General features: G+C 69.3%; 29 protein-coding genes. 7 read left to right on the top strand and 22 right to left on the bottom strand.

Translation table 11 applies throughout. The features are described 5' to 3' along the window. Window positions 1-20 precede the first annotated feature (20 nt). The 5 genes from CI089_RS03835 to CI089_RS03815 form a co-directional block, all read right to left on the bottom strand. Window positions 21-1,502 carry a carboxylesterase/lipase family protein gene (locus tag CI089_RS03835; RefSeq protein WP_094260336.1) on the bottom strand — a complete coding sequence of 494 codons (1,482 nt, stop codon included), beginning with the start codon at window positions 1,500-1,502 and terminating at the stop codon, window positions 21-23. A 9-nt stretch (window positions 1,503-1,511) separates the two neighbouring features. Continuing rightward, the gene (locus CI089_RS03830) at window positions 1,512-2,537 is read right to left on the bottom strand and encodes an alpha/beta fold hydrolase (protein ID WP_218823010.1); all 1,026 of its coding nucleotides are present in this window, start codon (window positions 2,535-2,537) and stop codon (window positions 1,512-1,514) included. Between the two features lie 110 nt (window positions 2,538-2,647). Beyond that, a complete protein-coding gene (locus CI089_RS03825; RefSeq protein WP_094260334.1) occupies window positions 2,648-2,968 on the bottom strand; it encodes a hypothetical protein in 321 nt (106 codons plus the stop codon). Continuing rightward, window positions 2,965-3,552 carry an Asp23/Gls24 family envelope stress response protein gene (locus CI089_RS03820; protein ID WP_256977459.1) on the bottom strand — a complete coding sequence of 196 codons (588 nt, stop codon included), beginning with the start codon at window positions 3,550-3,552 and terminating at the stop codon, window positions 2,965-2,967. Before CI089_RS03820 ends, CI089_RS03825 begins: the two co-directional genes overlap by 4 nt. Beyond that, window positions 3,552-4,124, bottom strand: a complete 573-nt coding sequence (locus CI089_RS03815) for an RNA polymerase sigma factor (RefSeq protein ID WP_094260332.1) — start codon at window positions 4,122-4,124, stop codon at window positions 3,552-3,554. Before CI089_RS03815 ends, CI089_RS03820 begins: the two co-directional genes overlap by 1 nt. Before the next feature lie 139 nt (window positions 4,125-4,263). Here CI089_RS03815 and CI089_RS03810 point away from each other — a divergent pair, with 139 nt between their 5' ends. The 6 genes from CI089_RS03810 to CI089_RS03785 are packed head-to-tail and all read left to right on the top strand — an operon-like array spanning window position 4,264 to window position 6,764. After that, the gene (locus CI089_RS03810) at window positions 4,264-4,764 is read left to right on the top strand and encodes an Asp23/Gls24 family envelope stress response protein (protein ID WP_023952540.1); all 501 of its coding nucleotides are present in this window, start codon (window positions 4,264-4,266) and stop codon (window positions 4,762-4,764) included. Beyond that, on the top strand, window positions 4,761-4,952 hold the full coding sequence (locus tag CI089_RS03805) for a DUF2273 domain-containing protein (RefSeq protein WP_023952539.1): 192 nt from the start codon (window positions 4,761-4,763) through the stop codon (window positions 4,950-4,952). Before CI089_RS03810 ends, CI089_RS03805 begins: the two co-directional genes overlap by 4 nt. Continuing rightward, entirely contained in the window at window positions 4,949-5,344 is a 396-nt protein-coding gene (locus CI089_RS03800; protein WP_094260331.1) for a hypothetical protein, read from the top strand. Before CI089_RS03805 ends, CI089_RS03800 begins: the two co-directional genes overlap by 4 nt. Next, entirely contained in the window at window positions 5,341-5,925 is a 585-nt protein-coding gene (locus CI089_RS03795; protein WP_094260330.1) for a DUF6286 domain-containing protein, read from the top strand. Before CI089_RS03800 ends, CI089_RS03795 begins: the two co-directional genes overlap by 4 nt. Beyond that, window positions 5,922-6,536, top strand: a complete 615-nt coding sequence (locus CI089_RS03790) for a hypothetical protein (RefSeq protein ID WP_094260329.1) — start codon at window positions 5,922-5,924, stop codon at window positions 6,534-6,536. The genes CI089_RS03795 and CI089_RS03790 overlap by 4 nt, the downstream gene beginning before the upstream one ends. 57 nt (window positions 6,537-6,593) lie before the next feature. Continuing rightward, window positions 6,594-6,764 carry a CsbD family protein gene (locus CI089_RS03785; RefSeq protein ID WP_023952533.1) on the top strand — a complete coding sequence of 57 codons (171 nt, stop codon included), beginning with the start codon at window positions 6,594-6,596 and terminating at the stop codon, window positions 6,762-6,764. A 77-nt stretch (window positions 6,765-6,841) separates the two neighbouring features. On the opposite strand, the gene galK is transcribed toward CI089_RS03785, so the two are convergent. Both galK and galT read right to left on the bottom strand, forming a co-directional pair. Continuing rightward, complete coding sequence (gene galK / locus CI089_RS03780) at window positions 6,842-8,032, bottom strand: galactokinase (protein ID WP_094260328.1); 1,191 nt, start codon at window positions 8,030-8,032, stop codon at window positions 6,842-6,844. Then, window positions 8,029-9,189, bottom strand: coding sequence for a galactose-1-phosphate uridylyltransferase (galT, locus tag CI089_RS03775; RefSeq protein ID WP_094261227.1), 1,161 nt, complete (start codon window positions 9,187-9,189; stop codon window positions 8,029-8,031). Before galT ends, galK begins: the two co-directional genes overlap by 4 nt. Before the next feature lie 64 nt (window positions 9,190-9,253). Here galT and CI089_RS03770 point away from each other — a divergent pair, with 64 nt between their 5' ends. Next, window positions 9,254-10,225 (top strand): LacI family DNA-binding transcriptional regulator, encoded by a 972-nt coding sequence (locus tag CI089_RS03770; RefSeq protein ID WP_094260327.1) that lies wholly within the window; start codon window positions 9,254-9,256, stop codon window positions 10,223-10,225. 98 nt (window positions 10,226-10,323) lie between these two features. On the opposite strand, the gene CI089_RS16210 is transcribed toward CI089_RS03770, so the two are convergent. From CI089_RS16210 to CI089_RS03700, 15 genes are all read right to left on the bottom strand, one after another. Continuing rightward, complete coding sequence (locus CI089_RS16210) at window positions 10,324-10,716, bottom strand: hypothetical protein (RefSeq protein WP_143738873.1); 393 nt, start codon at window positions 10,714-10,716, stop codon at window positions 10,324-10,326. A 142-nt stretch (window positions 10,717-10,858) separates the two neighbouring features. Then, complete coding sequence (locus CI089_RS03760; RefSeq protein ID WP_143738871.1) at window positions 10,859-11,329, bottom strand: hypothetical protein; 471 nt, start codon at window positions 11,327-11,329, stop codon at window positions 10,859-10,861. 4 nt (window positions 11,330-11,333) lie between these two features. Then, window positions 11,334-11,762 carry a hypothetical protein gene (locus CI089_RS16205; RefSeq protein WP_143738869.1) on the bottom strand — a complete coding sequence of 143 codons (429 nt, stop codon included), beginning with the start codon at window positions 11,760-11,762 and terminating at the stop codon, window positions 11,334-11,336. A 118-nt stretch (window positions 11,763-11,880) separates the two neighbouring features. Beyond that, complete coding sequence (locus tag CI089_RS16200) at window positions 11,881-12,273, bottom strand: hypothetical protein (protein ID WP_143738868.1); 393 nt, start codon at window positions 12,271-12,273, stop codon at window positions 11,881-11,883. Between the two features lie 71 nt (window positions 12,274-12,344). Then, on the bottom strand, window positions 12,345-12,749 hold the full coding sequence (locus CI089_RS03750; RefSeq protein ID WP_094260323.1) for a hypothetical protein: 405 nt from the start codon (window positions 12,747-12,749) through the stop codon (window positions 12,345-12,347). Next, window positions 12,746-13,222 carry a hypothetical protein gene (locus CI089_RS16195; protein ID WP_143738866.1) on the bottom strand — a complete coding sequence of 159 codons (477 nt, stop codon included), beginning with the start codon at window positions 13,220-13,222 and terminating at the stop codon, window positions 12,746-12,748. The genes CI089_RS03750 and CI089_RS16195 overlap by 4 nt, the downstream gene beginning before the upstream one ends. Window positions 13,223-13,755: 533 nt before the next feature. Next, the gene (locus tag CI089_RS03740; protein WP_143738864.1) at window positions 13,756-14,199 is read right to left on the bottom strand and encodes a hypothetical protein; all 444 of its coding nucleotides are present in this window, start codon (window positions 14,197-14,199) and stop codon (window positions 13,756-13,758) included. A gap of 17 nt (window positions 14,200-14,216) precedes the next feature. Continuing rightward, window positions 14,217-16,004, bottom strand: coding sequence for an alpha/beta hydrolase (locus tag CI089_RS03735; protein WP_094260320.1), 1,788 nt, complete (start codon window positions 16,002-16,004; stop codon window positions 14,217-14,219). Continuing rightward, window positions 16,001-16,369, bottom strand: coding sequence for a DUF6507 family protein (locus CI089_RS03730; protein WP_094260319.1), 369 nt, complete (start codon window positions 16,367-16,369; stop codon window positions 16,001-16,003). The genes CI089_RS03735 and CI089_RS03730 overlap by 4 nt, the downstream gene beginning before the upstream one ends. A 56-nt stretch (window positions 16,370-16,425) precedes the next feature. Beyond that, window positions 16,426-17,406: a UDP-glucose 4-epimerase GalE gene (gene galE / locus CI089_RS03725; protein ID WP_094260318.1), complete on the bottom strand. Its 981-nt coding sequence runs from the start codon at window positions 17,404-17,406 to the stop codon at window positions 16,426-16,428. 40 nt (window positions 17,407-17,446) lie between these two features. Then, a complete protein-coding gene (locus CI089_RS03720; RefSeq protein WP_094260317.1) occupies window positions 17,447-19,210 on the bottom strand; it encodes a glycoside hydrolase family 35 protein in 1,764 nt (587 codons plus the stop codon). Beyond that, window positions 19,207-20,745 (bottom strand): arabinosylfuranosidase ArfA, encoded by a 1,539-nt coding sequence (arfA, locus tag CI089_RS03715; protein WP_094260316.1) that lies wholly within the window; start codon window positions 20,743-20,745, stop codon window positions 19,207-19,209. Before arfA ends, CI089_RS03720 begins: the two co-directional genes overlap by 4 nt. 74 nt (window positions 20,746-20,819) lie before the next feature. Beyond that, a complete protein-coding gene (locus CI089_RS03710) occupies window positions 20,820-22,166 on the bottom strand; it encodes an ABC transporter substrate-binding protein (protein WP_256977456.1) in 1,347 nt (448 codons plus the stop codon). Window positions 22,167-22,262: 96 nt separating this feature from the next. Further along, complete coding sequence (locus CI089_RS03705; protein ID WP_023952518.1) at window positions 22,263-23,141, bottom strand: carbohydrate ABC transporter permease; 879 nt, start codon at window positions 23,139-23,141, stop codon at window positions 22,263-22,265. Continuing rightward, on the bottom strand, window positions 23,138-24,061 hold the full coding sequence (locus CI089_RS03700; protein ID WP_023952517.1) for a carbohydrate ABC transporter permease: 924 nt from the start codon (window positions 24,059-24,061) through the stop codon (window positions 23,138-23,140). The genes CI089_RS03705 and CI089_RS03700 overlap by 4 nt, the downstream gene beginning before the upstream one ends. Window positions 24,062-24,149 lie beyond the last annotated feature (88 nt).

Raw genomic sequence — 24,149 nt, 5'->3', positions numbered from 1 at the left:
CTCCTCTCACCCGCACGCGGTCAGCCGGTGAGCGCCCGCACCGACGCGTAGCCGTCGGCCACGACCGTCGGCACCGACGGGGGAGCGCCGAACATGCGCGTCGCCCGCTCGTCGGGCGTCCATCGCGGCCAGCCCGGGTCGCCGGTGTGCACGAACGACACGGCGGCGCCGTGCATCGCGTCGGCGAGCTCTTGCGGCGGCTGCGGCCCTGCGAGCTTCGCGACACCGTCGGCGTCGAGGACATCCCACCAGAACGGCACGTCGAGGCAGTGCAGCGCCCAGCGCTTGGTCGGCGAGGGCCAGCTGAACCGGTAGGCCCACGTCGAAGAACCGCCACGGGCCCCGGCGACGAGGGGCACGGTGTCGCGGAAGATGCGGTCGGTGGCGTAACGGCCGAGGAATGCGGCGGTGCCGAGTCGTCGCTGCGCACGGTTGTCGCGGATGTAGCGCCAGCGCATCGCATGGCCGACGCCGAGTGCGGCCAGCGCGAGCGCCGGCGGGACGAGACGCAACGGACCGGCGACCCCGTCGGTGATCATCGTGAACTCGTCGTCGGTGGTGCCGAGCACGAGGGGCTTGTCCGCGCCGACGCCGGCAGCGAGCGCGTCGAGGGTCGGGCGGGGGATGAGCTCGCCGTCGACGACCGGACCCCACGTGAGCCCGTCGGCGAGCCGCGAGCGCACCGAGGCGATGATGCTGCCGTGCCGCTCCGACTCGAGAGCTTGCTGCGCCTCGAGCACCGTGAGCTCGTCCACGCCGGCGAACGCCTCGCGCGTCGGGGCGATCCCGAGGCGTGCGGCGAGCCGGCCGGTCGCCGTCGCGGCCCGGTCGGGCGGTACGTTCGTCAGGGCCGCCGAGATGGACAGCACGCGGTGGAACAGGTGCTGGGCATCGGGCATCCCGAGCAGGGTGAGCACCGCGCCGCCGCCGGCGGACTGCCCGGCGATCGTGACGTCATCGGGGTTTCCGCCGAACACGGCGACGTTCGCCCGCACCCATTCGAGGGCGGCGATCCAGTCGCGCACGGCGCGGTTGGTGGGGGCGCCGGGGAGCAGGCCGAAGCCGTCGAAGCCGAGGCGGTACGAGACCGTGACCACGACGATGCCCGCCCGCGCGAACGAGCCGCCGTCGTACCACGGGCTCGCCGGGGACCCCTGCACGAAACCGCCGCCGTGGATGTAGACGAGCACCGGATGCCGTGCACCGGTGCCCGCCTCCCGGGATGAGTCCGGCGCGAACACGTTGACCGACAGGGTGTCGTCGCCGGGGATCGACGGCTCGGGGATGAGGGTGTCGCCGTAGTCCCCGCGCTGCGGCGTCGGTCCGTAGGCAGTCGCGTCGCGGACGCCGTCCCACGGCTCGACGGGAGCGGGCGCGGCGAAGCGCAGCGCTCCTGTCGGCGGCTGCGCGTACGGGATGCCGAGGAAGACGAGGGTGCCGTCCGGGCGACGGGTGCCGCGCACCTCACCGCTGGAGAGGGATGCCGAGACGCTCGCTGTCACGCTCCGAAGCTAGCGGACTCCGCCGTCGGTGCGCGCGATCTCGTCGAGGACCTGCCGCACCTGGTCGACGATGATGTCGGGCTGCTCCGACGTGACGAGGTGACCGCTGCGCTCCGCCACGACCAGCCGGCTGTTGCTCGACAGCGAGAGCAACCGCCGCTGGCCGTCCTGCCAGATGCGTTCGAGCTGCTGGCCGGTCGCGTTGTCGATGCCGGCCGCCGCGTAATCCTGCGGCAGCCCGCGCGCGATGATGCGCAGCGGGAGGTCGCTGAGGTCCTGTTGGCGGAGCTCGTCCTCGGTCGGGGCGATCAGGTCGGCTTCCTCACTCTGGGTGGCGAAGTAGGTCGGCGATGCGGTGACATCGAGGAACTCGCGTCGCTGGTCCTCGGGGACCAGACCGTCCAGGAGCGCACCGCCGCCCAGCCGCAGCACCCCCGTGGCTTTCAGCACCGACGGGATCCAGGTCGGGAGAGCCGCGGTCCCCGCTCCGCCCGGCAGAAGCTCGGACGTGCGGCGGGCGTCGTCCTCCGGCCGAGCGTCGACGAGGACCATGCCCGCGACATCACCGGGATGCTGGCGCGCGAACTCCCGGACGTACAGACCCCCGAGGCTGTGCCCGACGAGGAGATAAGGGCGGGGCGCCCCGATCTCCTCGAGCGCTCGGTGCAGGTCGGAGACGATCGCCGCCGCTGTCCGCGGGGTGTCGGACGGCTCGCTCCAGCCGGTGCCGGCGCGGTCGTAGCGCACGACCGTGGTGTCGCGCGACAGTGAGGCGGCGACCGGCGCCCAGCCGGAGGCGACCTCGCCGCTTCCCGATTCCAGGACGACCGTGGGTCCGCCCGTCCCGGTGCGCACGAGGTGCAGCCGATGGCCGCCGACATCGACCATCTCGCCGGGCATCGGATGCTCGGCCCGGCCGGCGACGACCTGAGCCTGTTCGATTGCGAGTGAACTCGCTATCGCGAGGACGATGACGGCGAGTCCGATGACGAAGCGGCGGATCCTGCGCCGTGGTTTTAGCACAGCTGTGTTCACAAGGCGGGATGTTAGCACGAGCGCGCCTCGCCGATGACGCTGACGGCGAGTGGGCCCTCGAGATCCTGCGTGGCGAAATGCGTCGCGAGGCCGGCGGCAGGTGATCGCGGTCAGGCGATGCGGCGGACCTGCACCGTGATGCGGTCTGCCGTCGGATGCTGCGCGCGCAGTTCGTCAGCGACGGCGCGGGCCACCTCGGGGGTGCGCGCGGATACGGCGACGGAGATGGCGGCCACAGCGGTCGTCACCCCGCCGTCGGCGGAGACGAGGATGCCGTCGGCCGGTGCCGCCGATTCCAGGCGAAGCGCGGATGCCGCCGCTCCCAGCGCGCGGGTCAGCGGCGGGCGGGGGTCGTGCACGGCACTGACCCCGGGCACCTCGACGAGGGGGCGCGGAGCCGACGGGTCGACGACGGAGACGGGCTCGATCATGCGATGTCCTTGGGCGGGGAGGGACGGTGGAGATCTTCGACGGTGACGTCGACAGCGGTGATGTTCAGCTCGGTGTGCTGAGCGAGCGCGTCGGACACCGCTCGGCGGACCGCTCCGGCGGCGGTCGGCAGCGACTCGCCCCACGCGACCGACGCGGTGATGTCGACGGCGATCGGTGCATCGGGCACCTCGACGTCGCCGACGATGCGCGAATGGCCGATGAAGACGCCGTCGACCGCGTCGCCGCTGGCGCGGATGAGCGCTTGCACGGCTCCCTCGGTGACGGTCATCGAGACCCGCGGATCGGGATGCGACAGCGGGATCGAGCGTCCGGCCCGCAGCTCGGCCCGGACGGCGTTCATCACGCCGTGGAACCAGTTCTCCGAGGGCTCGGGCATCTCGGCGGCATCCGCCGCGATGAGCTCGCGTGACAACCGCCCCGCGCGCTCGAGCGCGTCGAGGGCGTTCAGACAGTCGGGACAGGTCTCGATCTCGGGGTCGTACGGCGAGCGACCGCTGTCGAGGTAGTCGCTGATCTCATCGATCGTCTTTCCGCACTCGAGAGTCATGTCGGCGGCATCCATCAGCGCCACCCCGCCATCTGGATCGTGATGCTGGCGCGGGCGCGGGACAGGTTTCCTCGAACGGTGCTGAGAGGGAGGTTCATCTCTTCTGCGATCTCGGTATAGCTGAGCGACCCGACTTCTCGGAGCAGCCAGCAGCGGCGTTGGGCTTCCGGCAGTGCATCGAGTGCAAGAGAGAGCGCTTGCAACTGTGCGTTGCGGATGGCAGCGGCCTCGGGGAGGAGGCCCGTCTCCGCGGCTCTGTCGAATCCGTCCAGTGTGTCATGGTCGGGGCGCTTCCTGAGATGCGCATACGCCTCGCGGCTCGCGATCTTCATCAGCCACGCCTTTACGGCATTCGGGTCGCGCAAGGTGGACAACTGCCGCCACGCGGTGAGGAAGGCCTCTTGCACGACGTCGTCGGTCTCGGAGAGGGTGCCGACGATGCGGTAGACGTAAGCCCGGACGAGGCGGGAGTGACGATGGAGGAGGACGTCGAAAGCATCCGCGTCCCCGGAGGCGGCTCGGGCCGCCAGGATGCCGTCGGGCGCGGCCTGCAGGTCGGAGTTCGACCCGTTGTCTTCGGCTCGCATCGTTCCCCCAGAAAACTTCTCGAACTTTTTTGTGACGATTCCGGATGAGCCGCCCTCTTATCTGTAGAGCGAACGTAACGCTCACCGAATGACGAGCCGAGAGCTTGCATCGGACAACGCAGACAGATAAGGAAACGTCATGGCTGAGGACCAGAAGAACACCGCCCCCGCTGCTGAGACCACGAAGTCGCAGGCCGCCGCGCCGCAGGCTTCGCGCGTCGACCGCACGTTCTCGTCGTCGCGTGTCCCGGCCGACACCGATGCCGCGGGCAAGACCACGATCGCCGACGGCGTCGTGGCCAAGGTCGCCGGCATCGCAGCCCGTGAGGTCGCCGGCGTCTACGCCCTCGGTGGCGGCGGAGCCCGCGCCTTCGGCGCGATCCGCGACGCCATCAACGCCACCGACCTGTCGCAGGGCGTCAAGGTCGAGGTCGGTGAGACCCAGGCCGCAGCCGACCTCACGATCGTCGTCGAGTACCCGGCCCCCATCCAGGAGGTCGCCGACAACGTCCGTGCCGCCGTCGCCGGTGCCATCAGCCGTCTCGTGGGCCTCGAGGTCGTCGAGGTCAACGTCGAGGTCAACGACGTGCACATCGCCGGCGCTGACGACGACGACGAGTCCGAGTCGCGCGTCGCATGAGCGCCACCGTCTCAGGTGCGCTGATCGGCGCCATCCTCGCCGCCGCCGCCCTGCTGTTCGGCTTCTGGGGATTCCTCCTCGTCGCCCTCTTCATGGCGATCGGCGCGGCGGTCGGCCGCATCGCGTCCGGCAAGCTCGACGTCCGCGGGCTGGCCGACGTGCTGACCGGGCGGCGCACCTCGTCATGACCGTCGCAGAGGCCATCCGTCCCGGTGGCGGCATCACGGCCGCCACCGGCGGGGCGTCCGGTCTCGCCGGACGGGTCGATATGCGCGAGCGCGTGGTGCGGAAGGTCTCGGAACAGATCGCATCCCAGGTCATCGGCGTGGACGTCGACCGCGTGTCGGTCACGGCATCCGATCACCGGGGTGGGGTGGCCGTCCGTATCCAGGCGCCGTTCCCCGTCCCGTCGCTCGACGACACCGAAGCGGTGCGAGCCGCCGGAGCCGTCGTCGACATCGCCCGTGAGGCCCAGCGCCGCGTGCAGGAAGAGCTCGGCCGCGTGCTGGGCAAGCCCGTCACGCGCGTCGACATCACCGTCACCGGCGCCACGACACCCGTCAGGAGGAGAGTCCGATGAGCAGTCCCGTGCTGCGCCGCGTCGTGCGGCGTGAGACGCACTCGCCGCGCACCGTCGCGATGATCGTCGCCGTCGTGCTCGTCATCCTCGCGCTCGTGTACGTCGGCACGGAGATCGTGCTGAACCTCGCCGGTCAACCGGCCCTTCTCCTCGGTCCCGCCGCCGCCTTCGGGTGGGTCGTCGGACTCCCGACGGAGGTACCGGTCGGCGTCAGCGTCGCCATCGGCGCCGTCATCGCGGTGCTCGGCATCATCCTCGTGGTGCTCGCCGTCGCCCCGGGCCGCCTGTCGAAGCACCAGCTCGTCGTCGGTGAGAGCGCCGTCGTCTCCGACAACGGCGTGATCGCCTCGGCGATCGCGCAGCGGGTCAGCGACGAGAGCGGACTGCCCCGCGACCAGGTGCGGGTCGGTGTCGGCCACCGCTCGGTCGACGTCACCCTCACCCCCGCGGTGGGAGTCCCCGTCGACGAGACGCAGGTCCGCGCCCTGGCGGATGCGGAGCTGGAGTCGTATCGGCTCGCGTCGAAGCTGCGCACCTCGGTGCGGGTCGAGCGGCCCCGCGAACAGGAGGAGAACGCATGAACAACACCAACCGCGCGGTCAACCGCACGATCCTCCTGATCCTGGGACTGGTGCTCGTCGTCGTCGGCGGCGGAATCATCGCCGCCGCGGTGTGGCCGGCCGCCGCCGACACCTGGACCTCGGTCGGGTCCGGGGCCGAGGACTGGGCGAAGCAGGCGTGGGATGCCACCGTCATCGCGGGCACGAGCCTCACCTGGCTCGCCGTCGGCGTCCTCGCCGCCCTCGCCCTGCTGGTCGTGCTGCTGATCGTGCTGGTCGTGCGCAGCATCCACGGCCGCCGCCGGACAGCGCTCCGGGCGACCGGCGCGGAGAGCGACCTCGGTCGCATCACGGTCACGGAGGGCTTCGCGGCGGACGCGCTGAAGAACGCGCTCGGCGACCGCGACGAGATCCTCAGCGCCCGCGTCAGCGCGAACGACATCAAGAAGCAGCCGGTGCTGCACGTCAGCGTCACTCCGCGGCAGAACACCTCGCCGCTGCACGTGGCCGAGACCGTCGAACGTCTCGTCGGCAACCTCGGCACGCTGACGGGTCAGCAGCTCACGACCTACATCTCGATCCACACGGGGCTGCGCGCCAAGCTGGCGCACGACCAGCGCCGCCTGTCCTGACCGCACACGTCCACAGCCCCGCCCCGGGGCGTCACCACCGAAAGAGAGGAGCCCATCATGGGTCTCGACGACAAGATCAAGAACGCCGCCCAGGACATCGCCGGCAAGGCGAAGGAGGCCATCGGCAAGGCGACCGACAACGACAAGCTCGAAGCCGAGGGCAAGGCCGACCAGGTCAAAGCCGAGGCGAAGAAGACGGGCGAAGACGTCAAGGACGCCTTCAAGTAAGTCGCGTGACTGCAGAGGGGGGATGCCGTGTCGGCATCCCCCCTCTCGTCGTTCGCGCGTGATTATCGAGCGCGGAATCAGCTGTCGCGGCGCGCGCCCGCCGACGGGCTGACGGGGAAGATCGTCGGAGCCGCGTAGCCGGCATCCGCGAACGCCTTCTCGACGGCGTCGGTCACCGCGTCGACGGCTCCGGTCTCGACGAGCGCGATCGCCGCGCCGCCGAAGCCGCCGCCGGTCATCCGGGCCCCGATGGCGCCCGCACCGCGCGCCGTCTCGACCGCGAGGTCGAGCTCGGGCACCGAGATCTCGAAGTCGTCGCGCATCGACACGTGCGAGGCGTCGAGCAACTCGCCGATCGCTCGCGGCCCCTGCTCGCGGAGCGTCCGGACCGTGTCGAGAACGCGCTGGTTCTCGGTCACGATGTGGCGGACGCGGCGGAAGGTGACGTCGTCGAGGATGCCGGCGGCGCGGTCGAGATCGGCGACGGACAGATCACGCAGCATGGGCACGCCCATGAGCTGCGCGCCTTGCTCGCAGGAAGCCCTCCGCTCGCCGTAGCCGCCGGTGGAGTGCGCGTGCTTGACGTTGGTGTCCATCACGAGCAGCGTCAGCCCCGCGGCGGTGAAGCCGAGCTCGACCTCGTCGGTCTCGAGCGAACGGCAGTCGAGGAACGTCGCGGCATCCGGCTCACCGAGCATCGACGCCATCTGGTCCATGATTCCGGTGGGAGCGCCGACGGCCTCGTTCTCGGCGCGACGGCCGACCTGCGCGAGCGCGACGCGGTCGAGTCCGAGGCTCCACAGCTCGTTGAGCGCCGAGGCGGTGGCACCTTCGATCGCGGCGGACGACGACAGGCCCGCGCCGACCGGCACGTTCGACGCGAACGCGAGATCGGCGCCGGTCAGCGTGGTCGGGTCTGCGCCGGCGGCCTGGATGAGCGCCCACGCGACGCCCAGCGGGTATGCGGACCACTCGGGCACGGCGTGCTCGCCGCCCCTGGTCGGGAAGATCGCGTCGAGGTCGGCGATCGCGACCTCGACCGGCACGGTGTCGAACGTCGAGATGACCCGCAGGCGCCCGTCCGTGCGGGGGGCGAGCGCGACGTGCGTGCGGTGGGGTGTCGCGAACGGGAACACGAAGCCGTCGTTGTAGTCGGTGTGCTCGCCGATGAGGTTGACGCGGCCCGGGGCCGACCATTCGCTCGTCGCGGTCGCGCCGAGGGAGGCCAGCAGGTCGCGCGCGTCGGTGCGCGGATCGGTGTCGGTCACAGGGTCACTCCTTCTACGGCCTCGCGGATACGCGCAGCCGCGGTCTCGGGCGGGATGTCGCCGATCCAGGCGCCCATGGCGGCCTCGGACCCGGCGAGGAACTTGAGCTTGTCGGCCGCGCGGCGCGGGCTCGTCAGCTGCAGGTGCAGGCGGGCGGTGTCGCGCGCGTGGCGGACCGGGGCCTGGTGCCACGCTGCGATGTACGGCGTCGGGGTGTCGTACAGCGCGTCGATGCCGCGCAGCAGGCGCAGGTAGAGCGGGGCGAGTTCGTCTCGCTCGGCATCGTTCGTCTCGGCGAAGTCGGCGACGTGCCGGTGGGGCATGAGGTGCACCTCGATGGGCCAGCGCGCGGCGAACGGGACGAACGCCGTCCAGTGCTCGCCGCGGAGCACGACCCGCGGGCCCGCCTGCTCGAACTCGAGGATGCGCTGGAACAGGTCGGGAGCCGTGCGGTCGATCGAGTCGAGCAAGCGGGTCGTGCGGGGCGTGATGTACGGGTAGGCGTAGATCTGCCCGTGAGGGTGCGGCAGCGTGACACCGATCGCCTCGCCGCGGTTCTCGAACGGGAACACCTGCTCGATGCCGGGGAGCGCGGAGAGCGCGGCCGTGCGATCGGCCCACGCCTCGATGACGGTGCGGGCGCGGGTGACCGTCTGGGTGCCGAACGATCCGGCGTGCTCGGGTGAGAAGCACACGACCTCGGTGCGTCCGACGCTCGTGCGGGTGCGGCCGAGGCCCAGGTGCGCGAGGTCGTCGATGCCGCGGGGCGGGTCGGCTGCCGCGGGCGCGCCGCCGAACGCCTCGGCGAGGGCGGGACCGAACGACGGCGACTTGTTCTCGAAGACGGCGACGTCGTAGCGCGACGGGATCTCGGAGGGGTTGGCGGGTGTCTGCGGGGCGAGCGGGTCGAGCTCGGCCGGGGGGAGGAAGGCGCGGTTCTGGCGCGATGCGGCGATCGAGATCCAGTCGCCCGTCAGCACGTCCTGCCGCATCGTCGCGGTCTCGGGGCGCGGGTCGAGGGTGCGGGCGTCGACGGCGCGCTCGGGCCCGAGCGTCGTGTCGGGGTCGTCGTAGTAGATGAGCTCGCGGTCGTCGTCGAGTCGCGTGGAGCGTTTGACGACGCCCGCGCCGAGCGGCACGGCGGGAGGAGCGCTGATGTTCACGATAACACGCTACATTCCGGCCGTGATATCGTCAACACACCCCGAGGAGAGGACCCGCATGCGCGTCTCGATGGCCCAGGTGGCGGCTCACGCCGGCGTCTCGGCGCAGACCGTCTCGCGTGTGGCCAATGGCAGCCCGCGCGTCGATCCGACGACGCGGGCCCGGGTCGAGGCATCCATGGCGACGCTCGGCTACCGCATGCATCGCGCCGCCCGGGCGCTGCGCACCGGCCAGACCCGCACGATCGGCCTCGTCGTCTCGACCCTCGCCTCGGTCGGCAACTCGCGCATGCTGCAGGCCATCGCCGACGCGGCGGGGGAGCGCGACTACGCTCTGGCCGTGGTGACGGTCGCCGGTGCGCGCGACATCACGGAGTCATTCGCCCAGTTGCGCGACCAGGGCGTCGACGGAGCGATCGTGCTCAACGAGGCGACGCGGCTCGCTCGCGACACCGCACCGCCCGCCGACCTCCGCCTCGTCGTCGTCGACTCGCCGCCCGACGACCGCTTCGCCATCGTGCAGACCGACCACGCGGGAGGCGCCCGGCGGGCGACGCAGCACCTGCTCGAGCTGGGGCACGCGACGGTGCACCACCTCGCGGGGCCCGCGGCCTCGTTCGCGGCTCAAGAACGCGAGCGCGGCTGGCGCGAGGCGTTGATCGCCGCGGATGCCGCGGTGCCCGAGGTCGTCCGCGGCGACTGGACCTCACGCGGCGGTCACGCGGCCGGCGCAGCGCTCGCGGACGCCACGGCGGTGTTCGCCGCGAACGACCAGATGGCGCTCGGCCTGCTCCGTGCCTTCAGCGACGCCGGTCGCGCGCTGCCGGACGACGTCGCTGTCGTCGGATTCGACGACGTGGTGGATGCCGCGGAGTACCGGCCGCCGCTGACGACCGTCCGGCAAGACTTCGACGCCCTCGGCGCGCGCGCCGTCGAGGCGCTCGTGGAGGTCATCGAGACCGGAGGCGCGGCCCCGCTGCAGACGGTGCCGACCGAGCTGGTCGTCCGGGCCAGCTCGGCGCGCGCCTGACCCGCCGCGGCGCGTGCCCTTCGGGCGCACTTACGCGCTTCGAGCGCGCCTCGAGCCGCGCCCTACGCCGAGAACTGCGCCCGAAGCGGCATCCGAGGTCACTCGGGCGGTTGTGCGCACTGGGACATGGCGATGATGTCCACGAAGTCGGCGCCGTCTATCGAGCCCGCCGAGACATCGATGCCGGCGCCGCCGTAAGCGTCGGCGACCAAGCTGACCAGGGGAAAGTTGGTGTCTACGCCGAGATCGTCAACGACGAAGCCGTCTCCGAGCTTGTCGGGAAGATCATCGATGAAGCGGGCCGCGTCGAACCCTGGGGAGGGGTAGATGTCCCAATGCCCGGTGTACATCACGCCCTCTCCGCTGCATCCGTATGGACTCTGCTCGGGTCGTGGGACCGCCCGTGTCCCCGGCGGAAACTCGTCGGCGATGCGTTTGATCGCGGCTTCGGTCTCGTCTCGAACGGTGTCGTAGGTGGGAAGTGTGTTCACCGAGCATCCTGTCGTGACGAGAAGGGAGGCGAGTAGCGCGCTACCCAGCGCGTGGCGGCGTCTTCCCGAGGCGTCGTTGTGTCGTTGTGTTCACTCACGAGTACATCCACGATCTATCGAGTCGCTTCGGCCGGCGGGTCGCTCAGTCGCCTTGGGGTGGTTCGCCGCAACGGGAGATCGCCAAGACATCGATCGTGTTCCTTCCGCCGGCTGTGTTCTCTGTCACCTTCAGCAGGGTGCTTCCGTAGGGTTCTGCGGTGAATAGGGCACGGGCGAAACTGACTCGGACTTGACTCGTTCTGGGTTCGAACCCCTCGGGGAGTGTGTCGTCGAGGGATTCGATGAACGCTGGGATGTCGAAATCCGGGCCGGGGTCGATGTCGAGGTGACCGGTGTACATCACGCCGCGCTCACATCCGTACGGCCTGGAATTGGTTAAGTCGTCGACGACCACCTCGGTCGGCAGGAGATCCACCACCTCCTGCATCGTTGCGTTCGTTTCGGCGCGGATATCGTCCCACGTGGGTAGCTGTGGCGCACATCCGACCACCACTGCGCCGGCAGCGCCCGTGATGAGCGTCGCGGTCGCCGCGCGCGGTGCGACTCGTCTCATGGCCTCACCGTGCGGCCCGGTCCACGCTCTGCTGTCCGCATCGGCTGAACACGTAGACTTCTAGGAACTTCTCCCCCTCGTGTTCGCGTGCGGAGACTGAGAGCAAAGAACCGCCGTGATCTCGCGCGACGACGTCAATGGACGGGGTGTTGAGTTTTATCTCAGATTCGCGCGCGACATATGCGTCCCCCAGGCGATCGGGTAGCGCTTCGATGAAAGCGGCGCCATCAAAAGTTTCCGATTGCACAACGGCGATGTGATTGGTGTACGTCACTCCGGACGAACCTGATGGGACGCCCGTTCCCCGGCATCCTAATGAGTCTTCGCCTAACTGTTCCACGGGTGCACTGGTCGGGAACTCGGCAACAACCTCCCGAAGGGCTGTGTTTGCCTCGTCGCGTACGTCCTCGAAGAGCGGCAGAGGCTCAGACATTGCGCATCCTCCTAGGCTCAATGCGATTGTGGCGGCGAGCGGGAGGGCTACCGGTCTCCTCATCGTCATCGATCAACAGTATCGCGCGAAGTCTGGGGTAGCTCGAGGGTGGGCGGGCTCATTCGGGTGGTTGTGCGCACCGCGACAGCGCGGTGATGTCTACGACGTCAGTACCGTCTTTCGAACCTACCGAAACGTTTATGCCGGTGTTGCCGTACGCATGGGCGATCAAGCCGAGGGCCGGAAAGCTTGGCTCGAATCCGAGATCCTCGACGGTAAAGTCATCGCCGAGCCGGTCAGGAAGGGTCTCGATGAAGCGGCTGCCGTCGAAACCAGGGCCAGGGTAGATATCCCAGTGGCCGGTGTACATCACACCGCCGTTGTCACATCCATACGGGCTGCCCTCGGGTCGCTGGCTGAATCGCGTTCCGGCGGGCAGCTCGTCAGCGATGCGTTGAATTGCGGCTTCAGTCTCGGCGCGGACAGCATCGTAGCTTGGCAGTCGGGTCACTGTGCATCCCGTCGTGGCGTAGAGGAGCGCGAGGCCGGCAGTGCATGCCGCCAGAGCGCGGAATCGGCGGGTCATGGAGTCGGGACCTCGGCGAGCAAGTATTGAAGCCGGCGGAGCACAACCCCGTTGAGGCGCGGGTCGGCGCTGGTGATGCGGTTGTGGTTGTCGAGTTGCCCGGCGAGGTCGAGCACGGTGCCGAGGGTGGGGTCGATGATGCGGAGGCCGTGTACCCAGGCGGGGGTGTCGGGCAGGCCGGAGTCGATTTTGGTGAATCCGTTCGCGGTGGTGGCCGGGATGCCGTAGCCCCAGTTGCCGAGTTGCATGTTGTCGACGTTCTTGTTGATGTCGTTGGGTGCTTGCATGGCGTAGTACTCGGTTCCGTCCTGCGCTTTCCAGTCGTTGGTCATGCCGATGCCGGCCAGGGCGACGCGTGCGTCGAAGTGCGCCCCGGCGGTTTCGGCCGCACCCGGAGTCATTCGGGTGGTTGTGCGCACCGCGACAGGGCGGTGATGCCGACAACGTCCGCGCCGTCTATCGAACCCACAGAGACGTTTACCCCTGTGCCGCCGTAAGCGTCGGCAATCAAGCCGAGCGCGGGGAAACCGGGGTCGAACCCAAGCTCTTCGACCGTGAATCCGTCACCAAGCTGGTCGGGTAGCGTCTCGATGAAGCGGCGTCCGTCGAACCCAGGGGCGGGGTACATGTCCCACTGCCCGGTGTACATCACACCGCCGCTGTCGCATCCATACGGGCTCCCCTCCGGGCGCGGGCTGAATCGTGCTCCAGCAGGGAGCTCGTCAGCGATGCGTTGAATCGCGGCTTCAGTCTCGCCGCGCACGGTGTCGTAGGTGGGAAGCGTGGGGGACGAGCATCCTGTCACCGCGGAGAAGGAAGCGATGAGCGTCCCGCTTGTCAGGAGTTTCTTCCGTGCGTCGTTGTGTTCTCGCATAGCTGCCTCCCTTTCTCCGTGTTGTCGCTGGGTGAGCCTCCCGCAAGTCCACGCCAATCAGGAGTCGTCGGGCGTCTGTGCGCAGCGTGAAATCACGAGGATATCGATCCTGTGCATATCGTCGTCGACGCCTGCCCCCACCGTGACCGAGGCGTCACCATGTTCCTCTGCGATGAGACTGACCTCTGGGTAGCGTGCGGGGACCGGGGATGCTTCCAGGCTGAATGAACCCGCGAGACGACTAGGGAGAGCATCGACGAAAGCCGGTCCATTGAAGCCCGCCCCTGCGTCGATGGCAAGGTGCCCCGTGTACATGACTCCTTGCGAGCATCCGTATGGGGTGGGGTCCGTCAGGTCGACAACGACCGATTCGGGGGGAGGAGTTCGACGACCTCCCGCATTGCGGCGTCGGCCTCAGAACGTGCTTGATCCCAGCTGGGTAGCTGCTCGCTACACCCCGTCATTAGCGCTCCTATCGCTACAGCCGCGATGATGACTAGTGGTGCCCGGCAACGCATCAGTTCACGGGTCGCTCAGTCGCCTTGGGGTGGTTCGCCGCAACGGGAGATCGCCAAGACATCGATCGTGTTCCTTCCGCCGGCTGTGTTCTCTGTCACCTTCAGCAGGGTGCTTCCGTAGGGTTCTGCGGTGAATAGGGCACGGGCGAAACTGACTCGGACTTGACTCGTTCTGGGTTCGAACCCCTCGGGGAGTGTGTCGTCGAGGGATTCGATGAACGCTGGGATGTCGAAATGCGGGCCGGGGTCGATGTCGAGGTGACCGGTGTACATCACGCCGCGCTCACATCCGTACGGCCTGGAATTGGTTAAGTCGTCGACCACCACCTCGGGGGGCAGGAGATCCACCACCTCCTGCATCGTTGCGTTCGTTTCGGCGCGGATATCGTCCCACGTGGGTAGCTGTGCCGCGCACGCGCTCATCATCATCCCCGTTCCAAGCATGGCCGCCAGAGTCACAAACCATCGCCTGCGTCTCATCCCGCGTCCACCTCCGCGATCACGTCTTGCGTTGCCTCCAGCACAACCCCGTTCAGGCGAGGGTCGGCGCTGATGATGCGGTTGTGGTTTTCTAGTTGCCCGGCGAGGTCGAGCACTGTGCCGAGGGTGGGGTCGATGACCCGGAGGCCGTGTACCCAGGCGGGGGTGTCGGGCAGGCCGGAGTCGATTTCGGTGAACCCGTTCGCGGTGGTGGCCGGGATGCCGTAGCCCCAGTTGCCGAGTTGCATGTTGTCGACGTTCTTGTTGATGTCGTTGGGTGCTTGCATGGCGTAGTACTCGGTTCCGTCCTGCGCTTTCCAGTCGTTGGTCATGCCGATGCCGGCCAGGGCGACGCGTGCGTCGAAGTGCGCCCCGGCGGTTTCGGCCGCACCGCCTGCAGCCGATCCCGCGGAGTGCTCGACGCTCACCACCGCCGCGCGAGGCGCGATCGCGTCAAGCTCAAAGGTGAAGTCGGCGTAGGAGCGACCGAGGGCTTCCATCATGTCGTTGTTCTGCGGTCCCGTCGCCACGATGTCGGAGGTCAGCTGCGGGAACGGCCCTTGCTTGACCACGAACCCCGCAACCGCGGTGTCGAATCGGGCGTTCTCGACCTGCCACCGGGTGAGCGCCGTGATCCCGCTCTGCTCGGTCGAGGTGTAGAACGACTCCATCGTCGTGTTGGTGCCGGGCATGAACGACATGATGACATCCGCACGGTCGGGATCGCCGAACATCTCGATGATCTGCTCGCGGTCGGGATCGTAGAGGTAGAGCTGCACCTCGCCCGCGGCAACGCGATCGAGGTAATCGAGCTCCGCCAGCCAGCCGTCGGGGATCGGAGCCCGCACACGCTCATAGGTACCCGACATCAGGACGTATCCGCGGTTGTCGATCAGGGCGCGCAGCTCGCTCCGTCGCGAATCGACGTTCACGCGATTGGCGGCCGCCCGCACCTGCGCCGGAACTCCGCCGAGCGACCCCAGCACGACCGGCGCTGCGGCCGACAGCGCCGCCGCGGTCGCGGCATCCAGTCCCGTCCACCAGCTGCTCACCTGCGCCGGCGCCGGAGGGGTCTCGCGCAGCAGCGTGATCCACTCCGGATGCGCGGCCAGCAGCTCGCGTATCGTGTCGGCGTCGGCTGTGGTCAGTCGCTCGAGCGCACGCATACCGAGCGCGTTCCGGAAGTCGTCGGCTCGAGCGCTCCACGTCGTACGCGGAACACCGACGCCTGCCGTCGCATGTCCCAGGCCGGTCATCAGGAACGGGCCGTCGCCGATGCGGCGGAGGCTCGCGCTGCAGCGGTCGACCGCATCCTCGAACATCGCCCGCAGACTGCGGCACCGCAGCAGGAGTTCGGTGTTCGCGCTGTAACCGTAGGGCCCCCATCCAGCCAGCGGGTCGGCCGGGTCCTCGGCCGCCGCGGCGTCGCTCGCGCGGTAGGCCAGCACCTGCGTGCGATGGGCCTCGATATCGGCCAGCAGCGCGCTGCGCGTGCGCTCGAGAGGGATGAGGCTTTCGCCGAGCTCTCGCAGAGCGGCGGATGCGCTGCGCGCGGCGTCGCTGAAGTCCTCCCCGACCCGCAGCACGGGGAGGACCGCCGTGGCAGCGGTCTGGGTCTCTGGCGCGTCGTAGACCATCGGGACCCGGTGCCACGTTGCTCCGACATCGTCGAGACGGTCACCGACGAGGGGCCCGGATGCCGCCAGCGTGTCGGCGGCGGCAACGAGCGCGGCCCCGTCGGCGGGGAGGTCGGGAACGCCGTCGACGCCGACGAGCTCGGTCACCGCGGCCCCCCGGAGAAGGCGCCGTGGTACTCCGAGGCCTCGAGCATCTGCGGGGCAGTGCCGGGTAGGGCCGCAGCCGTGCCGGTGACCATCTCGTCGTCGCCCGCGACATAGGCGAGGGTGGCGTCCTCGATACCGGTGAGGATCTCCGACAGCCGTGTGCTGACTGCCGTGGCGGTGACCCGTCGTCTCGCGAACACCTCGCCGAGCGCGGTGCGCACGCTGTCAGCGCCGGTGAGCAGAGCGCTCTCGGCTGCGTCCACGGCCTGAAGCGCCGCCGTGCGATGGCTCTCGATCTCGTCTGCGAGGGCCGACACCTCGGCGACGAGCTCGGTCACCCCGCCGGGATCGATCGAATACCGCACACGGCCACCCTAGAGAGCCCGCGGCGGAGAATCCAGGTCGCCGCTGGCGGGGCCGGTCAGACGGATGCCGCGCGGCGGGCCTCCCAGCCGGTGCGCACCATCTCGTCGACCGAGTAGCGGTTGGCCCACTCGAGGTCGCGGGCGGCGAGCTCGCCGGTGGCGACGATGCGGTCGGGGTCGCCGGGGCGACGCGGGCCGATCCTCGGGGTGAAGTCGATGCCCGTCACGCGGGCCATCGCGTCCATGATCTCGCGGACCGACAGGCCGTTCTGCGACCCGAGGTTGTAGGCCGGCTCGACGCTCTCGCCCGCCGCGAGGCGCTGGGCGGCGACGACGTGGGCCGCCGCGATGTCGGCGACGTGGACGTAGTCGCGCACGTTCGTGCCGTCTTCGGTGTCGTAGTCGTCGCCGTTGATCTGCGGGGTCTCACCGGCGATCAGCTTCTCGAAGACGATGGGGAAGAGGTTGTGGGGGCTCGTGTCGTAGACGGACGGATCGCCCGAGCCCACGACGTTGAAGTAGCGCAGCGAGGTGTGGCGCAGGGGTGCGGGGGAGTCCGCGGTCGCGACCGCCTGGTCGCGCAGCAGCCATTCGCCGATGAGCTTCGACTCGCCGTAGGGCGACGCGGGACGCTTGGGCAGGTCCTCCGTGACGAGAGGCACGTCGGGGGTGCCGTAGACGGCGGCGCTGGAGGAGAAGACGATCTTGTCGACACCCGCGGTCTCCATCGCCTCGAGCACGATCCGCGTGCCCTCGACGTTCTGCGCGTAGGTGTGCAGGGGACGGGTCACCGAGACGCCGGCGTACTTGTAGCCGGCGACGTGGATGACGCCCTCGACGCCGTGCTCGCGCAGGGCGCCCTCGACGAGCGGACGGTCGAGGATCGAGCCGCGGACGAACGGAACGCCCTCGGGGACGAACCCGGCGTGCCCGCTCGACAGGTCGTCGAGGACGACGGGGTCGAGACCCGCCGCGGCGAGGGCGCGCACGACATGCGCGCCGATGTATCCAGCACCACCGGTGACCATCCAGCTCATGACATCCATCCTGCCCGATCGCGGCGGGGCTCCCTCACGGTCACTCCTCGCGGTGGCCGAGGTCGGGCGCGGCGACGAACGCTGCGTCGGGCTCGATGACGTGCTCGAGCTCGACGACGACGATCTCGTTCGACCCGGCACGCGTCGCGGGAGCGGGCACGTACAGGTTGCGCTGCGGGCCGTTGCGCCAGTACCGGCCGAGGAAGAACCCGTTCACGAACGCGTAGCCCTTGCTCCAGGCATCCGTGTCGAGGAAGAGGTCGGCGGGCTCGTCGAGGTCGAACGTGCCCACGAGACCGGTGCGGCCCACCGCCGTGTGCTCGGGAGCAGCGGGGATGCCGGCGGCGACGGCCGTGAGGTCGACGGGCTGCGCCGACCAGCCGGTCAGCTCGTGGCCGCCGAGGGTCACGGGACCGACGAGGCCCTTGTTCTCGCCGAGACGGACGTCGTAGTTGACGCGCCCCTGATCCTCGACGAGCACCGTCAGTCGCGACCCGCGCGGGATCGGCAGCGAGCGCTCGTGCAGCGCGCGCTGCAGGCGGCCGACGGGTGCGCCGTCGACGGCGACCCAGGCGAGGTCGCGGACCTCCGCGACGGCGAGCACGGCGCTGTCGGAATCTCCGAACGCCTCGGCGGGCAGCGCGACGTCGTAGCGCACGAGGGGTCCGAGCTGTCCGAGCTCCTCGAACGTCGGGGGAGTGACCGCCGCGCTCGCGCCGGCACCCGCCGCGGCATCCGCAGTCGGCAGCCAGTCGCCCGTCGTCCGCAGCGGAACCGACAGCACGGGGGCCGCCGGCCGCGCGGGCGGTACCTCGTCGGGCACCGGGGCGTACCGGGCGATCACCTCGCGGAACGCGTGGTACTTCTCGGTCGGGTGACCCGATTCGTCGAGCGGGGCGTCGTAGTCGTACGAGGTGACGATGGGGGCGTAGCGGCCCTTGTCGTTCGCGCCGTTCGTGGTGCCGAAGTTCGTGCCGCCGTGCAGCATGTAGATGTTCACCGACGCTCCCGCGGCGAGCAGGGCGTCGAGCTCGGATGCCGAGGCCGCGGCATCCGTGGTGTGGTGCACCCCGCCCCACCAGTCGAACCAGCCGTCCCAGAACTCCGAGCACATCAGCGGCCCCGTCGGCTGGTGCTCACGCAGCGTCGCGAGCCGCTCGGTGGCGCGCGAGCCGAACGATCCGGTCGTGTGCAGGTCGGGGAGCGTGCCGGCCGCGAGCATGTGGGGCTCGGGCTGGTCGACCGTGGTCAGCGGCACCGTGATGTCGCAGGCGCGGGTGAGGTCGGTGAGCGTGCGAAGGTAGTCGTGGTCGGAGCCGTAAGCGCCGTACTCGTTCTCGATCTGCACGAGCACGACGTTGCCGCCGCGGTCGATCTGGCGCGGCGCCACGATCTCGTAGACGCGGCGCAGGTAGGTGCTGACCGCCTCGACGTACTGCGGCTCGGAGCGGCGCAGCCCGATACCGGGCGTGCTCGTGAGCCAGACCGGCAGCCCGCCGTTGTGCCACTCAGCGCAGATATACGGGCCGGGGCGCACGATCGCATGCATACCCTCGGCCGCGATGAGGTCGAGGAAGCGCCCCAGGTCGTTCCAGCCCGTGGCATCCCATTCGCCGCGCACCGGCTCGTGGGCGTTCCAGGCGACGTACGTCTCGATCGTGTTGAGCCCCATGAGCCGTGCCTTGCGGATGCGGTCGGCCCAGTGGTCGGGGTGGATGCGGAAGTAGTGCAGGGCTCCCGCGATGACCCGGTGGGGGCGCCCGTCGAGGAGGAAGTCGGTCTCGCCGATGCTGAAGGTCGTCACGGGGTCACTCGATTCGTTCCGGGGTTCAGGCGCACGCTCACGCGCGCCCAGGAGAGCGGGGGGAGGGTCAGGGTCACGGCGCCGTCGTGGACGTCGACGGGGAGGGGCGCCGGGGCGACGGGCTGCGACGACGCGCTGTTGACGGTGTGCCGGTCGCCGCCCGCGGGGACGGTCAGCACGAGCGCCTCGGCGCCCGCAGCCGGGCGATCGAGGTCGATCGTGACCGGCGTCTCGGCGTCGAGCCCCCGGTGCACGAGGAAGATCGACAGCTCGTCGTCCGCGATCGTCGCAACGGCGTCGACGGCGCCCACGTCGCCGTAGCGCGCGGTCGGGATGACGCCGGTGTCGATCGCCGGGACCACGACGTGCCCGGATGCTGCGGCCGCGGTCAGCTGGAACGGGAAGAAGGTGGTCTGCCGCCAGGCCGCGCCGCCCGGCTCGGTGCGGATCGGCGCGATGACGTTGACGAGCTGCGCGAGGTTCGCCATCGAGACACGGTCGGCGCGGCGGAGCATCGTGATGAGCAGGGACCCCACGACGACGGCATCCGTCACGGTGTAGTCGTCCTCGATGAGGCGCGGGGCGACGGGCCAGTCGCCCGTGAACACCTCGGGCTTGTCCACTTCGTTCCAGCGGGTCTGGTTCCAGACGTTCCACTCGTCGACGCTGATGCCGATGGGGTCGGTGATGCCGCGCTCGGCGCGCACCTCGTCGATGATGCCGGCGACCTCGCCGATGTAGGCGTCGAGGGCGGCGCCGGAGGCGAGGAAGCTCGCGAGGTCGCCCGGGGTCTCCTCGTAGTAGGCGTGGACGGAGATGTGGTCGACGAGTCCCGCGGTGTGGCGGAGCACGGTGCGCTCCCACTCGCCGAACGTCGGCATCTCGTGGTTCGAGCTGCCCGCGGCGACGAGCTCGATGTCGGGGTCGATGAACCGCATGAGGCGGGCGCTCTCGGCAGCGAGGCGGCCGTACTCGTCGGCGGTCTTGTGGCCGATCTGCCAGGGACCGTCCATCTCGTTGCCCAGGCACCAGAGCCGGATGCCGAAGGGCTCGGCGCGCCCGTTCTCGCGGCGGCGCTCCGACAGTGCGGTGCCGCCCGGGTGGTTGGCGTACTCGAGCAGGTCGGCCGCCTCGGCGACGCCGCGCGTGCCGAGGTTCACGGCCTCCATGAGCTCGAGCCCGGCCTGCTCGGCCCACGCGGCGAACTCGTGCAGCCCGACCTGGTTGGTCTCGGTGCTGTGCCAGGCGGCATCCAGGCGCACGGGGCGCTGGTCGCGCGGGCCGACGCCGTCCTCCCACCGGTAGCCCGAGACGAAGTTGCCCCCGGGGTAGCGCACGACCGTCGCGCCCAGCTCGCGCACGAGCTCGAGCACGTCCTCGCGGAAGCCGGCGTCGTCGGCCGTGGCGTGACCCGGCTCGAAGATGCCGTCGTACACGCAGCGCCCCATGTGCTCGACGAAGGTGCCGAAGAGTCGCCGGGGTACGACAGGGCCCGGGGTGGACGTGTCGAGCGAGATGCGGGTGGGGGAGGTCATTGTTCTTCTCCTGGGGGGACATGGCGAGGGGCGGGCCGGACCGAAGCTCGATGCGACCCGCCCCTCGTCGGGCGTCACTTGTTGACGGTGAAGCCCTGGTCGTTGCCGTACTGCACGAGCTGGTCCTGCCACGTGGCGAGGCCCTCGTTCAGGTCGGACTTCGAGGCGTAGGACTGCCCGACGGTGTCGCTGAAGATGCTGTTCGCGTACACCTGGAAGGGCAGGTACTGCCAGCCCGGACGCACGTCCTTGGCCGCCTGTACGAGCACCTCGTTGATCTTCTGGCCGCCGAAGTACTCGGGTGCCTTGTTCAGGAACTCGTCCGACTCGAGCTGCGCCGTCGTCGAGGGGAAGCCGCCGCTCTCGGCGAAGATCGTCAGGCTCTCCTCGTCGTTATTCAGCCACTTCAGGAACGCGGCGGCGAGGGCCGGGTTCTCGCTCTGCTTCGTGACGGCCTGGCCGCCGCCGCCGTTCTCGGCCGAGACCGGGGTGCCGTCGTAGGTCGGCATGGGAGCCACGCGCCAGTCGCCCGCCGCGTCGGCGACCGACGACTCGAGGTTGCCCGGCATCCAGGCGCCGATGACGAGGGTCGCGATCGAGCCGTCGCCGAGGCCCTTGAACCACTCGTCGCTCCAGCTCGGGGTGCTGGCGAGCAGGTCGTCCTCGACGAGCGTGTTCCAGGTGTCGGCCCACTTCTTCGAGCCCTCGTCCGCGACGTTGATCGTCACGTCGGTGCCGTCGGCCGAGAAGGGCTGCCCGCCCGCCTGCCAGATCATGCTGGTGGCGAAGCCGGCGTCACCGGTGTCGTTCGTGATCTTCTTCGTCGGGTCGGCGGCGGTGAGCTGACGCGCGGTGGCGATGTACTCGTCCCACGTCGTCGGGACCGTCAGGCCGTACTGGTCGAAGACCGCCTTGTTGTAGAACAGCGCCATGGGGCCCGAGTCCTGCGGCAGGCCGTAGATCTTGCCGTCGAAGTCGACGGAGTTCCAGGTCGAGGCGGTGTAGTCGCTCTCGAGGTCGCCGAAGCCGTAGGGCGCGAGGTCGAGCAGGCCGTCGGTGAGGGCGAACTGCGGGAAGGCGTAGTACTCGATCTGCACGACGTCGGGGGCGCCCGAGCCGGCCTTGATCGCGTTCTGGAGCTTGGTGTACTCCTCGGTGTTGGTGCCCGCGTTGACGACGTTGACCTTGACCTCGGGGTACTTCTTCATGAACGCCTCGGCCTGCGCCTCGGCGGACGGGGTCCACGACCAGTAGGTGATCTCGCCGCCGGCCTTCAGGGCCGCGTCGAGGTCGTCGGGGTTGCCGCTGCCCGCGGCGGGGCCGGAGGACGAGCAGGCGGCCAGCACGAGGCCGGCGGCTGCGGTCAGGGCCACGACGGATGCGGCGCGACGCAGCGCCGATCCCTTGCGCATGGGTGTCATGGGAGTTCCTTCACTTCGTTGTTGTGGATTCGGGTTGTTGTGGATTCGGGTCGTTGTGGATTCAGGTGGTGCGGAATACGGAGTCTGGGGGTGCGCTCACTGCTTGACGCTGCCGGCGCTCAGGCCGGACTGCCAGAAGCGCTGCAGCAGGAGGAACGCGACGACGATCGGGATGATCGACAGCAGCGATCCGGTGATCACGAGGTTGTAGATCGGCTGCGCCGCCGCTCCCGTGGCCTGCGCGTTCCACTGGTTGAGCCCGACGGTGAGCGGGTACCAGGCGGGGTCGCTGAGCATGATGAGCGGGAGGAAGTAGTTGTTCCAGGTCGCGACGACCGCGAACAGCAGCACGGTGACGATGCCGGGCATGAGGAGCTTCGTCGAGATGGTGAAGAACGTGCGCATCTCGCTGGCGCCGTCCATGCGGGCCGCCTCGAGCAGCTCGGTGGGGACGGCGTCGCTCGCGAACACCCACATCAGGTACAGGCCGAAGGGGCTGATGAGCGAGGGGATGATGATCGCCCACGGGGTGTTGGTCAGGCCCAGCTGGCTGAACATGAGGAACGTGGGGACCGCGAGGGCGGTGCCGGGAACGGCCACGGCGCCGATGACGACGGCGAAGACCGCCTTGCGGCCGCGGAAGTTGTACTTCGCCAGGCCGTAGCCGGCCATCGTCGCGAGAACCGTCGCACCGCCCGCGCCGACGACCACGTAGAGGAGCGTGTTGCCGAGCCACCGCAGGAAGATGCCGTCGCGGTAGGTGAACGTGTCGACGATGTTGTTCCACAGGTTGAAGCTGTCGCCGAACCAGAGGCCGAAGGTCGTGAACAGGTCGCCCTGGGTCTTGGTCGCGTTGATGACCAGCCAGAACAGCGGCAGCAGCGTGTAGAGGATGAACAGGCTCATCACGACGGTGAGCACGACGGACTTCCGCCGGGCGAACGGCGTGCTGCGGGCGAGGGCGGGAGCGGTCATCGCATCTCCTGACGGGATCCGCGCAACTGGACGACGTAGGCGATGACCGCCGTGATGACGCCCATGATGATCGCGACGGTGGCGGCGTAGTTGTACTGCTGGCCGGCGAACGAGAGGTTGTACGCGTACATGTTCGGCGTGAAGAACGTCGTGATCGTGTTCGGGGCCAGGGGCTTGAGGATGTTCGGCTCGTTGAAGAGCTGGAAGCTGCCGATGATCGAGAAGATCGTGGCGATGACGATCGAGCCGCGCAGGGCGGGGATCTTGATCGAGAGGATCGTGCGCCAGGCGCCGGCGCCGTCGAGGGACGCCGCCTCGTACAGCTCGCCGGGAATGGTCTTGAGCGACGAGTAGAAGATCAGCATGTTGTAGCCGACGAACTGCCACGTGACGATGTTGCCGATCGAGACCATCATCCACTCGGGCAGGAAGGGCCGCAGGACCTGTGCGCCGAGGAGATCGTTGATGTTGCCGGCGAGACCGAACTGGTCGCCGTAGATGTAGCCCCACATGAGGACCGCGACGACGGCGGGAACGGCGTAGGGCAGGAAGATGATGATCCGGTAGAAGCCCGACGCGTGCAGGCGCGCGCTGTCGATCGCGAGGGCGGCGGCGAGGGCGAGCACGAGCATGATCGGCACCTGGATGAGCAGGAACAGCAGCACGCGGAGGAAGCCGTCCCACAGCTTCGGGTCGGCGAAGGCCGTGAGGTAGTTCTCGAACCCGACGAACGCGTTGCCGCCCACGATCTGCTCGCGGAAGAAGCTGAGGTAGAGCGCGTAGGCGAGGGGCGCGAGGAAGACGAGGGCGAACACCACGGCGAACGGGCCGACGAAGAGCCATCCGCGCTGTTCGACGCTGACGCGCCGCCGCTTCCGCGCGGTGCGCACGGCGGGAGGGGGTGCCGTAGTGGTCGTCATCGTCCGTGCCTCTTCTGTGATGCAGGCGCTCGCCGATTGAGCGCGGATGTTGACGTAAACATAACTCGGGCACGCTAGCATGTCAACG

Source organism: Microbacterium sp. Yaish 1, assembly GCF_002245215.1.
Classification (GTDB): domain Bacteria; phylum Actinomycetota; class Actinomycetes; order Actinomycetales; family Microbacteriaceae; genus Microbacterium.
This window is presented reverse-complemented; position numbering and strand designations above follow the sequence as displayed.